Here is a 14,884-nt window from a genome sequence, read left to right on the forward strand (position 1 = left end):
CATAAGTGGATTCGTAAAATTCAATTGCTGGTTTTGGAGTATCGCAACTGCAAGCAAAACCTTTAATTGAAAATAATAATATTAGTAGTAAGTATTTTGTTCTCATATTAGGGCTAACGTCTCGTATAAAAACTGTGCGAGCTGGCGCGCGTGATTGTCCGCAGGACAGTCCGCTAAGCAAGCGAGCACGGAATTTCGGATTGAGACAGTTTTTAGCATTGTTTTTATATGTTGTTGTACGTAGTTTTACTACCAGAAGTAAAAAATCAAATAAAATAAAAGAGCAAAACTTACAATGGGATATACCCAACTTAAAATTATATTATAGATTTTATGTTTATCCGTTACCGGTTCTTTTTTATAGCGTTCAATTATCTTTTTATGTCGCTGGTCATAAGTGAAATAAAAATAATTGACCATTAAGAAAAAAGTCGGAAGAATTACTCCTTCATAATCCGCAAAACTATATTTAAACCCAAAAAGATAATAAGTAATAAATTCTCTAATAACTATAAAATTGAGCATTTGTAATGCCGCAAGATATATTACAGTAGCATAAAGAGGCGGAGCAACTTCATCCATATTTTTATAACTGGAATAATACGAATATTGCCTATAAAACAAATAATTATACCACATAGTTTACCTTTTATAGTTGATGCTCAGCTTTATTAAATTCCTTTAATTCCAATTCTGTCAAAATATTTTTATATCGAAGTCGGCAGTTTCAAAACTCTAAAGTATTCTTCTAAGGATGTTATAAATTACGTACAACGGTTTGTGTATGATTAGTAGCGTAAAAACAGAAATAACTTAATAAATAAGAAATGAACAAATTACAAATTAAATTAGAAAGACTAGAATTGATGTTAGTTGAAGATGGTTATAATACAAGCAATATTGTTTTACAAACCTTAATAGAAGCACAGAAAGAAGCTATTAATTATACACCTTGTTGTACACAGTTAAAAGATAAAGAAACACCAAGTTTTGAAGATTGGTTAATAACTATGCAGATACAGAAAAAAGGTAGACTTTACTTTGCAAAAGATGGAATAGAGCAAGATTTTAACGCTTTACATCGTAGGTATGTACAGACGTTGCAAGAACAATACTTTTAATTGCATACAACGGTCTAGTATAAGAATAGTAGCGGATTTACACGCACTAACTTTTCGGTTAAGCACAGACCATTTTTATATTTACTTACTTTTGTTTTAGCGACTAAACCGCTATTATTTTTATACATTGTTGCCAGTAGTTTTTTCTTTCAAGGTCATTAAATCGACTTCTTTTCCGTCATATTTTATTGTTAAATGGCGACATAATTTATTCGCTGGATTTTCGACAACTGAAACTTCTTCCAAATCCATTTTATGAATTTCTCGAACACATAATTGACCTTTATACATTTTCCCTTTCATATGCTCACAGTCTTCATAATCTTTTTTGCAAATACTACATTTTGTTTCTCTAAAAATTCCTCCGACACTTGCAAACATCATTTTTGGAAATAATAATTTTTCGTATAAATCTAACCTCTGAATATATCCATTTAGATACTCGCCATTTGTAGGGTGATTTCTAGCCACAATAGAAATATTATTTTGAGCAGTGACTAAACTAGCCCAAGCAGCTTCCATTTCATTATTTTTCAGACTAATTAAAAAAGATAATTCTAGTTTGATTGTTTCAGCACTTATTATCAAACATAAAATTAGGTTCAATTCTGGTTCTGAATAATTCTCCAAATTTTTAGTCTTAAGACTTTCAGCTTTTTCACAAAAGTTATCTAACTTATCAATCTCCTTTTTTTGTAATTCAATATCACGAACAAATATTGCAAGGTTTTGGGATTTTTCAATAACCTCATTAAACTCCTCAAAAAGCTCTTTTACTTCTATTGATTGAATTATCATTTTTTAAGCTTATTAATAACCTTTTCTAGTTCTGCTATTCCTTCAACATTTCCCTCGTAATTTATTTTCTGAAACTGCTTTTTCTTCTTGTCTTCTAGGACAATATCGAATTTCACTTTTTTATCTTTTGTAGTACCTTTAAATATGTCGTATAAATAACTTGATAAGATGTTAAATGTAATTCCTATTAAATGAGGGTTTTCAGTTAGAATTGTTGCTCCAATTAAAATCGTAGGACCAAACCAATCTGCACTTTTTCTTGCTCGCAAAAGAGGTTTGTCTTTTGTTAGATAATCAATTTGTTGCTTACCTTCAAATACTTTTCTTAAATCTGTTGTAGTTTCAGAGTAGATAAAGTCTTTAGAATTTTCAGCATTATCAATATTTTCTGGTATAAACAATAAACCAGTTGTTTCAACAATCTGAAATTTGTTGAATAAGTCTGATAGTTCGTTATATTCTTTTATTTCGTAGTTCAATGTATTTTTAAATTACTGGCAACGGTCTCGATTATCGCAAGTTGCGGGAGTAGGGACGCGGACTTGTCGGATTAATTATTTTCTATCCTGGTCTCTAAAATTACACTTTTTCCGGATTACCCGTTATTTGCGATGAATCGTTGTTAGCTGCTGGCCTATATAGTTCGAATATTCTATTATCCTCATTGTCTTTATCAAATCGTTCTTTGTTCAATTGAAATTGATTATTAATTAAAAGACTGATTGAACTTTTATTTTGGTTTTGAGTAAAGGCTTCTATTTTCTCAAGGTTTAATTTTCGAAATCCAAAATTCAGAACCGCAATCATGGATTCATTCATAATTCCTTTTCGCTGATATTTTGGATCTAAATCATACCCGATTTCTGCAACTTTTCTATCCTCTGAGAAATTCCACAAAGAGATCGAGCCTATCATTCTCGTTTCATTTTTCAGAGTAATGCACCAGTAAATTAACTCATTGTTGGATATTTTCAAATTTGTGTTTAGAATAAATTCGAGCGCTTTTTTCTGAGTGTCAGCCTTTTTTCTCTTGACAAATTGATTTACAATTTCATCAGAGCGCAAATACAAGACAGTTTCCCAATCAGATTCTTTGAGTTTTTTCAGAACTAATCTTTCCGTTTTTATAATGGGAAATGGGTTCATATTTAGTTGATTACATTGAATTAGGCTTGCAGCTAACGGTCTTGTATAACAATCAGTTGCGGGTTAGTTAAAAACTAAGATAGCTAAAATTCCCGACTTTTATGCTTGCGCGGTTGTGTCCGCAGGACACAAAGCCGCAATTGTTGTTATACGTTGTTGCCAGCTGGCTTTATTCTAAATGTTGTTGGAATTCAGCTTTATGCTTTAACAATTCAGTTTCTACTTTTTTGACAATCTCTGTGATTTTCGACCACTCTCTGTTCAATATTTTCAAGACATCATCTTTATCAACTCCAATTAAATCATCCGTTTCAAATTTCCAAGAGAGCATAAAATGAACGAGCCATTTACTTCCGCGAGGTTTTTTATGACCGTCGATATTTGTCATTGCCTTTTTAAAAATCTCTTGGATTTCTGGTTCGCTTGGCGGGACAACTGTTTTAAAAACAGCTTTTTTCTTTACCCAATAATAATCTATCTCGAAAAGGAAATTTTCTTTTTCGGGCCAGCCTTTTCCTTTATTCGGTATAATTTCCTGAAGTGCAGGCGTTGTAAATCGAGCGTAGCCTTTATGTTTTGAACCCATTACCCACCCACTATTTTCAATCTTTTCTACAAAAATCGGATATATTTCTGAAGCAATATCTGACTTATGCTCAAAAACAAAATCAATGAGTTCTCGATGGTTTTTATAAATTTTATCAGCCAATTCGTTCAGCTCATCGTTTTTCATAAGTTCTCTTTTTATTGTGGTTAAATAGTCCGAAATGTATTGGTAAACACTCTTATTAAGTGATTTACCGTGGATTTTTAAAATTCTATCTGATTGTTCAATTACTTCTTGATACGAATAGATTGCGTAATGTTCCCTTTCCGCCTGTACAGTTGGTAATTCGCCTGTTGGTGTTAGGTAAACAAAGACTTTTTTTCTTGATTTAAAATTAGCTTTTACGATTTCTCGGTATTTAGCGAGTTGGTTTGAATGGTCTTTACTGTCAATTTTGTTCTCAATACAAATTACCAAAGTATCGAATATTAAAAGTAGGTCAATATTTTTCCACTCTCGTCTTAATTCTACATTATTGAAATTGAGTTCTTCGATGTCAAACTCATCAAGTTCGGTAGCGATTTCTGAAGTAGAAATTCCACGCAGAAATTTGGTCAAAAATAATTTTCCAAGTCCGTGATTTGCATTAGGGTCAAGTAACCAACCTAAAAAATTCGAGTGTCTGATTTCGGTTCTCGCAACACTCAAGATTTGAAATATATTTGGTGTTTTTAACCCAAGTTCGAGTTTGTCGAAGTCTATATCATTCAACAAATTTCGGTATTTTTCTCTTACTTCTATTTCTGTCACGGTCTTTTTTTTAGCTTGCTGGCAACGGTCTCGGCTATGAGTAGTTGCGTGTGTAAGTTACAAACTTTGCAAGTACACACCAAACTGAAAATCCGCGAGGATTTTCAGAAGTAGGCGAAAACAAGCAATTACTTATAGCCATTGTTGTGCAACGTTTTTTATTTTCTTTACCACGAATGAAAGTAATACATAAAACTTCCATCGTTTTTTAAATATAGTGTAAATCTTTCTCCTTCTGAATACATATGAGCAACAGTCGCAACAGAATTATATTCCATTGGATTTTCGGTAAAATGTAATTCGGTTAAATTTCTGTCCGACAGTCCAGTAATTGACTTCTGCCAAATTGTGTTTCCGTTTTTATCTTTACTCGCAAGTATTGTTTTATCATCAGCTTTTGAAACAACTAAAGTTCCAAATTCAGTTTCCTGGGTTTTGATTGGTTTTAATTCCGATTTTTCTGTGTAGTCAACTCCGTAAAAAGGTCCGTCATCAAAAGTTGCTGTCATTTTCGGCAAATAATCCACATTTTCGACTTGCGAATAGAAGTCAGCACGCAAAAAGTCAATCTTTTCAGCGATTGATTTTTTTAGAAATTCGGTTGAATCAATTTCTCTAATTTTTAAATAGATTTCTGAAATTTTATTGAAATAATTTGTGTCAATATTTTGATTGCAATTCGGATGATATTCAGCTAATTGGTAAACAATCATCGGAATTATAAAGTTAGTCTTAATTTCAGATTTGCCTCTGTCTTTGGCAAAATCCATTTTGGATAATCCTTCAAGTTCAGATTCTGGCCATTTTATAATTTCCATTTTGTCCAAACCAAAAAAGTCGAGATACTTTATTTCATAACAGTCTTGAGCATCTTGACCGAATAAAGTCAGATTTATAGCTAAAAATAATATTGTTAAAATTCGATTTTTCATTTTTTGGTCAAATGTTGCACAACGGTCTTGTATATGGCTCGTAGCGTGCAAATTAGAAAATTATTTTCGGTTGAGCACAAGCCAAATTTTTAAATTTTACTATTTATCTTTTTTTATTGGAAATCGTCAAAATTAAAAATTTGGCGACTTTCCAAAAATGCCTTAACTTCGATTAAGCAACTCACTAGCTATGAGCCATATACATTGTTGGCAGCAGTTATTTTGGTAAATATCTACTTAAAAATAAATTAAGTACATATTCAACTATTTCATTTTCAGTATTCAATTCGTTCAGCTTAACATTGTCGATTTCTATATTCAGAAAGTGGTCAAAAAAATCTTTTAATATACTTGGTGATTTCACAAACATTGAGATTTGTAATCCTAAAATCATTTTCATTCCCGTTTCTAGATCTTTTATTCTCAATTGAGTTTTCGGTCGTTGTTTACAAAACTCTAGATATGAAATAAAAATGTCTTGTGTTTTAATAATCTCCTGATAAAAAATTGAATTGTCCTCAAGAATTTCTGAAGGCAATAATTCTCTTAAAGCTGAAGTATATGATTTGTAAGGTGCTGTCTTTTTTAGCGATATTTTTTCTGCAATATGCATTCCGTGACAAGTCGCAAGGTTAAGATGAAGTTTGTTTTTACAAGCAGAATTTATTTTAATCAAGTAAGTTTCTAATTCGGTCCATTTAATCAGTTCATAGTTGCCAAACTGCATTTCTTCATTTCCTCCGTGAGCCTCAATATGAATTATAATCTCATCTTCTCCTTTTGTATTCTTTAATATACTTTCTAATTCATTTAGAAATTCAATTTTAGATTCAGTAAAGACGTAGTTATGTTCGATTTCTTTTTGTTCTGATAGAATATTTTTCTCGATAATATTTCGATACAATTTTTCGCCAGTCAATTCATCACTCGGTCTTAAACTCTCAATTATGTAAATTTTATTAATCAATTCGGTTCGTTCGGTTTAATTGCTGCCAACTCGTTATATCCTTCACAATATACTTATTTAATCAGAAATATTTCGGGATAAACGCAGGTTTTCATCACTTTTATCAGAATTTGATATGGCTTTTAAACTCACATCTAACGGACTCTTAATCTTCATTAGGTCTTTCTGGGTAACATGCGTATAAATCATAGTGGTTTCTGGTTTAGAATGTCCTAGTAAACTCTGTATATGCCGTAAATCTATTCCGTTTTCTAACATATGGGTGGCAAACGAATGCCGTAAAGTATGTGGCGTTACCCTTTTCTTAATATGAGCCAATTTGCAAGCATGATGTAAGGCCGCTCTTATACTCGAAGAACTGTAAGGACCGCCCTGCGGACTCTCTACAAAATAAGTTCGGGGCCGGTAGGTGCCCAGGTAGTTTAAAAGTAGCGGAATAAAACTTTCGGCCATAATTACTACCCGGTCTTTTCGGCCTTTTCCTGAACGTATGGTAATTTGTCTACGGTCTATATCTATATCTTTTTGCTGTAGGTTAATAGATTCCCCAACTCTAAGCCCCGAAGAATATAACAAGGCAAAAACTGCCCGGTGCTTTAAATTTCTTGTGGCTCTTAAAAGGTCTATCACTTCTTCTTTAGAAAGCACTACCGGTAAATATTTGCTTTTTCTAGGACTCGAAATTTGCTCAGCTTCTAATTCGGGAAAACGATGTAAGGTGGCAAAATGCTTTAAAGCACTTACACATTGCCGGTGTGTACTAATAGCGTAATTTTTCCCGGCAATTTCTTTTTCAATAAAAAGCTCAATGCTACGATTGGTAATGGTATCTAAATTGTCTTTTTGAAATTCTAGAAACCGTTGTACAAAGGTGTTGTAGGTTTTTAAGGTGCTTTTGCTTAATCGCTGTCCCAGCAAGTAATTCTTAAATTCCTCCAGGATATCCAATTGTTGGGCATTTAAATTTGAACTCTTTTCCTCAGGCGCTGCTATTGCCGTTACTTTAAGATTTTTTAAGGCCGAATAATCTATAATAGACCCTATTTTTTTTAAATTATAATAAATACGTTTTTTATTGTTGACCGAATATGGTAAATAAAAGCAAGAGTAGGTGCGGGACCAGCGCATGCCTTCCATATTTTTAATGAACTCATTGAGCTCAAAATCAAATTTGTAAGTGATTCCAATTTGTAGTTCGTCTCTATGGTGAAACGGAAAAAGCCTAATAGTTCTCATAAGTCTATTTTAAACAAATAAGAAACTAAATTAGTTGGGTGAAAACCCTAAAAATTATGAAGAAAACTTAGCGAAAAAGGTCTTTATATTCCATAAAAAAGTCCTCCATTTTCTCCATGCTATCATTTAAGAACTTCATAGCTTCAGGCCATTGGTTTCGGTTATGTATGCTAACATTATCTAGTTGCACATATACCCGGGAAACAACTTTTCCTTCCGGAAGTTCATAGGCTTCGTCAAAAATTGCTTCAGGTAAATATTCAGAAAGTAGAATGTTTTTTAAGGAGAGTAGCTTTTCGAAATAATAGGCTCTAATTAGCGGGTCTTCATCCAAAACATCTATAGAAACCTGGGCCAATTTTCGGTTAAAAGTAAATTTTAGCTGAAGTTCTTTTATGCCGGTATTATAAAGTACCCATTTTCTTCGGAAAACAATACCAAAACTGGTCCAGAACTGTTGCCTTAATTTTTTACTTTCAGCTTTGCTAAACATAGTATACCAATTTAATTTTGTACAGTCGCATAGAAAGCGAAGTTGCTTTTTTGTTCTATGAGCAAGGAAATAGAGCGGAAAATGAACGAGTTTGAATGCGGCATTAGATTGTTAATTTGGTATTAGATAAAATAAGCCAGTAAAATACCACCAACAATTACCGCAAGTTTAGAAATATTGAATTTATGGTTTTTGGAGGCTTCAAATAGAATGGTGGTAGAAACGTGTAAAAAAATACCAATTACCAGGGCATTAATGTAAACTGAAAGGTCCTTAAATACACTAAATTCAGATTTAAAAAAGCTTCCTAAAGGTGTCATTAAAGCAAAAATTGCCAGGAATACACCAACTTTTATCTTGCTTAAGTTAGAATGAATCAGGAAAACTGAAAGTATTGTGGCCACCGGGATTTTGTGTATTACAACGCCGTGTAGTATATGGTCGCCTTCATCCATAGGGAAACCTTCTAAAAAGGCATGAATGCTTAAACTTATTAAAAGTAGTATTGGGAATTTATTCATAGACTCCTGGTGGTGTAAGTGCCCGTGTTCTACCCCTTTTGATACAAATTCCAGGATAATTTGTAATAGTAGCCCCAGCATGATAAAGATTCCCACTTCGTTTGTGCCGTTTAAATAAACCTCGGGCAACAATTCAAAAACAGTAACGGCCAATAAATAGGCACCACTAAAACTAAGTAGTAATTTAAACCCCGTAGAAGAGGAGGGATTTAAGAAAGTAGCAATAAGGTATCCGGCAAGAACAGAAACAAGGGGTAAAATATAGATCATTAATTACGTAAAAATATTATTAGAAAACCTAAGTCGTAAAAGCTTTTAGAATATTTCAGTATCCAAAGCCGGCAATACTATTATTCAGCAAAATTACCCTATTTTTGTGGACTGTAAAAAACCAATATGGAAAATAATTTTAAAATGATCGCTAAGACCATGTATGGTTTTGAGCCGGTTTTGGCTAAAGAACTTCTGGCTCTTGGCGCGATGGATATAAAAGAAGGAACCAGAAATGTAAGTTTTGTGGGAGATACCGGGTTTATGTATAAAGCCAATCTTTGCCTTAGAACTGCTATAAAAATCCTGAAACCTTACCGGAGTTTTAAAATATATTCTGAAGAAGATCTTTATAAGCAAATCTATGAGTTGCCCTGGGAGGATTTTATGGACGTAGACGATAGCCTGGCAATAGACGCTACGGTACATTCCGATACGTTTACACATTCTAAATATATTTCCCTTAAAACAAAAGATGCTATTGTAGATCGTTTTCGCGATAAGTTTGGCAGGAGACCCAATGTAGACCTGGATTTCCCAACTTTGCGGCTTAATATTCATATTGAAAAGAATTTTTGTAATGTTTCTTTTGATTCCTCTGGGCAGTCGCTTCATAAACGTGGATATAAATCGGCTACCAATATTGCCCCTATAAACGAAGTTTTAGCTGCCGGCCTGTTATTGCTTTCCGGTTGGGATGGGCAATCTGATTTTATGGATCCTATGTGTGGTAGTGGTACTATTTTAATTGAAGCCGCTATGATTGCCTGTAATATTCCTCCTAATTTAAACCGAAAGGAATTTGCGTTTGAACGTTGGAAAGATTGGGATGAAGATTTATTTGAAAAAATAGAAGCTTCGGTATTAAAAAAAATGCGGGAATTTCATTTTAATATCAAAGGTTACGATACTTCGCCATCGGCAGTACATAAAGCCATAGATAATATTGAAAATGCAAATCTATCTGAATTTATAAAAGTAGAAAGGCAGGATTTCTTTGCTTCACAAAAGGAAGGTGAGCGGCATTTGCATATGTTGTTTAATCCGCCTTATGGAGAACGATTGGAAATAGATATGCCAAAATTTTATAAAGAAATAGGAGATACCTTAAAGCAATCTTACCCGGGGACTGATGCCTGGTTTATAACTTCTAATCTTGAAGCAATAAAACACGTTGGCCTAAGGCCTTCCCGAAAAATAAAACTTTATAATGGAGCTTTAGAATCGAAATTGGTAAAATATCAGATCTACCAGGGATCAAAAAAGGCAAAGTTCCAGGAATAGGATTCGGGAATCGGGAGTGATTGATTCGTTGCTTTGATGGGGAGATTGCTTCGGTTGTACCTCCTTCGCAATGACTTTGTTTCAAAAGGAATTGTCTTTGCGAGACCCAATACAAAATTTGAAAAACGCTGGTATTGACGTTTCAAAGCAGCGCTTTGGAATCTTTTTCCGCAGTATAAGTTTTGTTTTACGTGAAAAAATCTAGAAGCCTTGGAAAGATTTTAGCAAAACAAAACTGGTTTTCAGCTTTGCTGAAAAATACCTTGGAAAAAGCGCCTTTTGTTTCGTTTTCTTTGAGCGAGCAAAGAAAATGAAAGTTAGAATGCTTAAAGTCTTTTGTTAAGTTGCTGTTATTTAGATATTTAGTAAATAACGTTAATGATAGCGACACCGCAGCCCGGCAATCTCGCCCCGTCTTTGCGAGGAGCGCAGCAACGCGGCAATCTGTTGTTGGTTTTCGATCTGTCGATTCAAGTTTGTAAAACCAGTTAATGCAGTTTAATTTTCAATTCCCCTATTTCTTATAAAAAGGAATTAGATAACTAATAGTGTATCCATAACCAACTCCAATATTACTATCGTCGTAAGTACGGTTAAAACCGGGTATAGCCAGGTTATCAAAATTATTTGGGGCAGACTGAAACAACCTGCGCTTTAATTGAACATTAACCGAGAGGTATAAATTATTCAATACTTCAACCTTAATCCCTGCAATTAACTCTATCCAGCTAGCGGTTAGACCGGAATATTCAATATTATCGGTTCTAATATCAGGTTCAAAAAAAGGATTAGTGGTGTAGATTTGGTATTCTTCAATTTCCTGGGTAAAAGTGGCAAAACCATAGCGCGCACCTACAAAAATAAGATTCTGCATTCCAGTCCAGTTTTCGTAAGCATTGTAATCGGCTCCCAGTTTTATATAGCTTCCTCGGGAAGTTAGTCGAATATTGTCTTCTTCATAACCTATACTCTCATTACCCAATTCGGCTGCAGCATAGTAATTTTTATAAACCCTGTAATCTCCAAGAATTTCAAAACCTGAATAATCTTCCTGAAAAGCCGTTCTTGCCAGTTTACTAAGATCTGTGCCCACGCGTAATCCAAATTTTTCGCGCTTGGCAAGGCTATCCTGTACTGTTGTTTCCTGGCTAAATAGGGGAGAAGCCAAAAACAGAAAGAAAAGACTAATAAAATATACTAATATGTGCTTGTGTTTCATCTTCAATGTTGGGTTCTTCAATAATATAAGAATCAATCCATTGTCCCTCTTCACCGCCTTCAATGGTTAGCTTTAAACTATTATAAATTACTTTATAAGCACAGGCGCGGTTTATATATACCTCTTCGGTGCCGTAAGTAAATGTTAAGGTGTCGGTATTTGGCGTAAATTCATCATCTTCCTCTTCTTCGTTATCCGAATCAAAAATAGTGAAGGAATAGGTAGTGGCGTTTTGGTTTGTCCTTAAGGGAATTACAATACTATCCTGATTTATTCGTCTGTACAGGGTCTTAACAGAGTTGTTTACAATAGACCTGATGCTTAAATTGGTGGGCCTGGCAGGTTCATCACGATCACTTGCATCATAAAACCGCATGACCATCATTGGGGTGGTTTGCGTTGCTTCAGCGCATATATCGTCTCTTTGGCAGCTTGAAAAAAGCATTAGCAATCCACCGATTAAAAAGAGGTTTTTAAGATATTTTGTATTCATTTATTTTCTTTCTAAACAAACAACATTTTCTACGTGATGTGTTTGTGGAAACATATCTACTGGCTGTACTTTAGTTACTTTGTAATATTCGTCTAGCAAAGAGAGGTCTCGCGCCTGGGTAGCCGAATTACAACTCACATAAACAATACGCTCTGGCAATATACCAATTATTTGAGCAACTACATCTTTATGCATACCGTCCCGGGGAGGGTCGGTAATAATAACATCGGGCTGGCCATGTGTATTGATAAAAGATTCAGAAAAAACCTTTTTCATATCGCCTACAAAAAACTGGGCGTTGTTAATCTGGTTTCGTTCCGCATTTTCTTTAGCGTCTATAATAGCTTCCGGTACCACTTCAACACCTATTACTTTCTTTGCCTTTTTCGCCACAAATTGTGCAATGGTTCCTGTCCCGGTATAGAGATCATAAACAATTTCGTCTCCCTGTAAATTGGCGAAATCGCGGGTTATTTTATAAAGTTCGTAGGCCTGTGCCGAATTGGTTTGGTAAAAAGACTTGGCGTTTATTTTAAACTGAAGTCCTTCCATTTGCTCAAAAATATGATCGCGGCCTTTATAGCAAATTACTTCCTGGTCGTAAATAGTATCGTTGCCTTTTTCATTGATCACGTACTGAAGCGAAGTGATCTCGGGAAACATTTCTGCTACCGCCTCTAATAGTAATTCACGCTTTTCCCTGTCTTCATAAAAAAACTGGATTAAAACCATAAGCTCACCGGTAGAGGAGGTCCTAATCATTAAAGTTCTTAAGAGGCCTTCCTGTCTACGGGCATTAAAGAAACTAAGCTTATTATCGGTTGCGAATTCTTTTACAAAGTTTCTTATAGCATTACTGGGATCTTCCTGTAGATGGCATTTTTTAATATCCAGAATTTTATCCCACATTCCCGGAATATGAAATCCCAGGGCATTCTTATTGTCAAAATCCTGTCCGCTGTTTATCTCCTCGGGGGTTAACCAGCGGCTATCGCTAAAAGAAAACTCCATTTTATTACGGTAAAAATAGATTTCATTACTTCCTAAAATGGGAGTAACTTCAGGTAGGTCAACTTTCCCAACACGAATAAGATTATTTAAAACTTCGTCCTGCTTATATTCCAGTTGATATTTATACTCCATATTTTGCCATTTACAGCCTCCACAAGTTCCAAAGTGCTGGCAAACAGGTTCTGTACGTTTATCTGAATATTGATGAAAATTTACAGCTGTTCCCTGGTAGTATGATTTTCTTTTTTTTGTAGTTTTAATATCGGCTATATCGCCGGGTACTACATTATCTATAAAGATTATTCGGCCATCTGGAGAGTTCCCGATTCCTTTTCCTTTTCCACCGGCACCGGTAACTTCAACGGCCTCAAATACCTTGTTTTTATTCCTTCTTCCCATAGCGCAAAAATAAGATAATTGTAAAGATTTATTCCCTGAGTTGCTTAAAATTTCGGCAAACATTTAGTAATTTGCCAAAACTTGAATTTTGGATGATTTCTCTCCCTTGCTGCCTGAGTTTTTAAATAATTGGGAGCAAAAGAAGGAATTGTGAAAATTAACAGTTAAAAATTAAATGAATGCCATTAACAGAAATTAAATCCTCAGAAGAAGCTATTAACCTGGAAGATAAACATGGTGCCCATAATTACCATCCGCTTCCTGCTGTTTTAAGTAAAGGGGAAGGAGTTCATGTTTGGGACGTAGAAGGAAAAAAATACTACGATTTCCTTTCTGCGTATTCCGCGGTAAACCAGGGCCATTGTCATCCTAAAATTGTAAATGCTATGTATGAGCAAGCCTCGAAATTAGCACTTACTTCCCGGGCTTTCCATAACGATGTGCTTGGTGCTTATGAGAAATATGCCACCGATTATTTTAAATTCGATAAACTTTTGCCCATGAATACAGGGGCAGAAGCTGTTGAAACCGCTATAAAAATTGCCAGAAAATGGGCCTATGAAAAGAAAGGGGTAAAAGAAACAGATGCACAAATTATTGTTTGTGAAAATAATTTCCACGGAAGAACCACCACCATAATTTCTTTTTCGAACGATGAAGGCGCCCGTAAAAATTTTGGGCCATATACCCCCGGGTTTATTAAAGTAGCTTATGACGATCCTGATGCACTGGAAAAAGCCATCACAGATAATGATAATATTGCCGGCTTTTTAGTAGAACCCATTCAAGGGGAAGCAGGAGTTTATACCCCGGCAGATGATTATATGAAAAAAGCCAAAGAAATTTGTAATAAGCATAACGTTCTTTTTATGGCAGATGAGATCCAGACAGGAATCGCCAGAACAGGTTCTTTACTGGCTGTTTGTGGAAATTGTACTTGCGAAGGCCATTGTGAACGCCAGGAGACTTATACCAGGCCAGATATTCTAATTTTAGGAAAAGCACTTTCTGGAGGTAACTACCCGGTATCTGCAGTACTGGCCGATGATGAGGTAATGAATGTAATTCAGCCCGGTCAACACGGCTCTACTTTTGGAGGAAACCCTGTAGCTGCTGCTACAGCCGTTGCCGCTTTAGATGTTGTGCGAGATGAAAAACTGGCCCTTAATGCCCGTAAACTTGGAAATCTTTTTAGAAGATTAATGAACGATTATATTCAGGATTCTAATATTGTAGAATTGGTAAGAGGTCGTGGGCTATTAAATGCCATTGTTATTAATGACTCAGAAGAAAGTTCTACCGCCTGGGATATTTGTATGGCTTTAAAAGAAAACGGACTTTTAGCTAAACCAACTCACGGGAATATAATTCGTTTTGCGCCACCACTGGTAATGAACGAAGAACAGCTTAAAGATTGTGTAGATATTATTATTTCTACATTAAAGGAATTTGAAAAATAATTTTCTCTAAAATGCATAAAGAAAGAGGCTGTCTGAAAAGTCTATTCTCGTCAAGCTGAACTTGTTTCAGCTTCTAACATGTTTTTAATTACCAACATGTTAGATCCCCGATAAAGAATCGGGGCAGGCTCTGGAATAAATTCAAGATGAGAGTTTTAAAACCTTTTCAGACAGCTT

At 34.7% G+C, this 14,884-nt stretch carries 16 protein-coding genes; 3 read left to right on the plus strand and 13 right to left on the minus strand.

All coding sequences use genetic code 11. The features are described 5' to 3' along the window. Window positions 1–249 precede the first annotated feature (249 nt). Complete coding sequence (locus GUB10_RS00005; RefSeq protein WP_193709402.1) at window positions 250–582, minus strand: hypothetical protein; 333 nt, start codon at window positions 580–582, stop codon at window positions 250–252. Between the two features lie 245 nt (window positions 583–827). Between GUB10_RS00005 and GUB10_RS00010 the strand changes: the two genes are divergently transcribed. Beyond that, window positions 828–1,121, plus strand: coding sequence for a hypothetical protein (locus GUB10_RS00010; protein ID WP_193709403.1), 294 nt, complete (start codon window positions 828–830; stop codon window positions 1,119–1,121). Window positions 1,122–1,241: 120 nt separating this feature from the next. Here the strand turns inward: GUB10_RS00010 and GUB10_RS00015 are convergent, their stop codons facing one another. The 9 genes from GUB10_RS00015 to GUB10_RS00055 form a co-directional block, all read right to left on the minus strand. Continuing rightward, entirely contained in the window at window positions 1,242–1,919 is a 678-nt protein-coding gene (locus GUB10_RS00015; RefSeq protein ID WP_193709404.1) for a hypothetical protein, read from the minus strand. Continuing rightward, a complete protein-coding gene (locus GUB10_RS00020) occupies window positions 1,916–2,398 on the minus strand; it encodes a hypothetical protein (protein WP_193709405.1) in 483 nt (160 codons plus the stop codon). The genes GUB10_RS00015 and GUB10_RS00020 overlap by 4 nt, the downstream gene beginning before the upstream one ends. 100 nt (window positions 2,399–2,498) lie before the next feature. Beyond that, window positions 2,499–3,065, minus strand: coding sequence for a GNAT family N-acetyltransferase (locus GUB10_RS00025; RefSeq protein ID WP_193709406.1), 567 nt, complete (start codon window positions 3,063–3,065; stop codon window positions 2,499–2,501). Between the two features lie 169 nt (window positions 3,066–3,234). Further along, window positions 3,235–4,422: a PD-(D/E)XK nuclease family protein gene (locus GUB10_RS00030; RefSeq protein ID WP_193709407.1), complete on the minus strand. Its 1,188-nt coding sequence runs from the start codon at window positions 4,420–4,422 to the stop codon at window positions 3,235–3,237. Window positions 4,423–4,589: 167 nt separating this feature from the next. Continuing rightward, window positions 4,590–5,354 carry a hypothetical protein gene (locus tag GUB10_RS00035; RefSeq protein ID WP_027885614.1) on the minus strand — a complete coding sequence of 255 codons (765 nt, stop codon included), beginning with the start codon at window positions 5,352–5,354 and terminating at the stop codon, window positions 4,590–4,592. A 217-nt stretch (window positions 5,355–5,571) separates the two neighbouring features. Then, window positions 5,572–6,321, minus strand: a complete 750-nt coding sequence (locus GUB10_RS00040) for a hypothetical protein (protein WP_193709408.1) — start codon at window positions 6,319–6,321, stop codon at window positions 5,572–5,574. Window positions 6,322–6,378: 57 nt separating this feature from the next. After that, on the minus strand, window positions 6,379–7,557 hold the full coding sequence (xerA, locus tag GUB10_RS00045; protein ID WP_193709409.1) for a site-specific tyrosine recombinase/integron integrase: 1,179 nt from the start codon (window positions 7,555–7,557) through the stop codon (window positions 6,379–6,381). A gap of 67 nt (window positions 7,558–7,624) precedes the next feature. Beyond that, window positions 7,625–8,050 (minus strand): DUF4268 domain-containing protein, encoded by a 426-nt coding sequence (locus GUB10_RS00050; protein WP_193709410.1) that lies wholly within the window; start codon window positions 8,048–8,050, stop codon window positions 7,625–7,627. A 122-nt stretch (window positions 8,051–8,172) separates the two neighbouring features. Further along, window positions 8,173–8,841 (minus strand): ZIP family metal transporter, encoded by a 669-nt coding sequence (locus tag GUB10_RS00055; protein ID WP_193709411.1) that lies wholly within the window; start codon window positions 8,839–8,841, stop codon window positions 8,173–8,175. A gap of 126 nt (window positions 8,842–8,967) precedes the next feature. Between GUB10_RS00055 and GUB10_RS00060 the strand changes: the two genes are divergently transcribed. After that, window positions 8,968–10,125: a class I SAM-dependent RNA methyltransferase gene (locus GUB10_RS00060; protein ID WP_193709412.1), complete on the plus strand. Its 1,158-nt coding sequence runs from the start codon at window positions 8,968–8,970 to the stop codon at window positions 10,123–10,125. Between the two features lie 514 nt (window positions 10,126–10,639). Here GUB10_RS00060 and GUB10_RS00065 read toward each other — a convergent pair. From GUB10_RS00065 to rlmD, 3 genes are read right to left on the minus strand one after another with little or no spacing between them, the layout of a single operon-like run. Beyond that, window positions 10,640–11,344, minus strand: a complete 705-nt coding sequence (locus tag GUB10_RS00065) for a DUF6048 family protein (RefSeq protein WP_193709413.1) — start codon at window positions 11,342–11,344, stop codon at window positions 10,640–10,642. Beyond that, entirely contained in the window at window positions 11,310–11,837 is a 528-nt protein-coding gene (locus GUB10_RS00070; protein ID WP_193709414.1) for a DUF6452 family protein, read from the minus strand. The genes GUB10_RS00065 and GUB10_RS00070 overlap by 35 nt, the downstream gene beginning before the upstream one ends. Further along, entirely contained in the window at window positions 11,838–13,247 is a 1,410-nt protein-coding gene (gene rlmD, locus GUB10_RS00075) for a 23S rRNA (uracil(1939)-C(5))-methyltransferase RlmD (protein ID WP_193709773.1), read from the minus strand. It lies immediately after the preceding gene. A gap of 179 nt (window positions 13,248–13,426) precedes the next feature. On the opposite strand from rlmD, the gene rocD reads away from it, so the two are divergent. Then, entirely contained in the window at window positions 13,427–14,707 is a 1,281-nt protein-coding gene (gene rocD, locus GUB10_RS00080; protein WP_193709415.1) for an ornithine--oxo-acid transaminase, read from the plus strand. Window positions 14,708–14,884 lie beyond the last annotated feature (177 nt).

The organism is Salegentibacter sp. BLCTC (assembly GCF_015143665.1).
Taxonomy (GTDB): Bacteria; Bacteroidota; Bacteroidia; order Flavobacteriales; family Flavobacteriaceae; genus Salegentibacter; species Salegentibacter maritimus.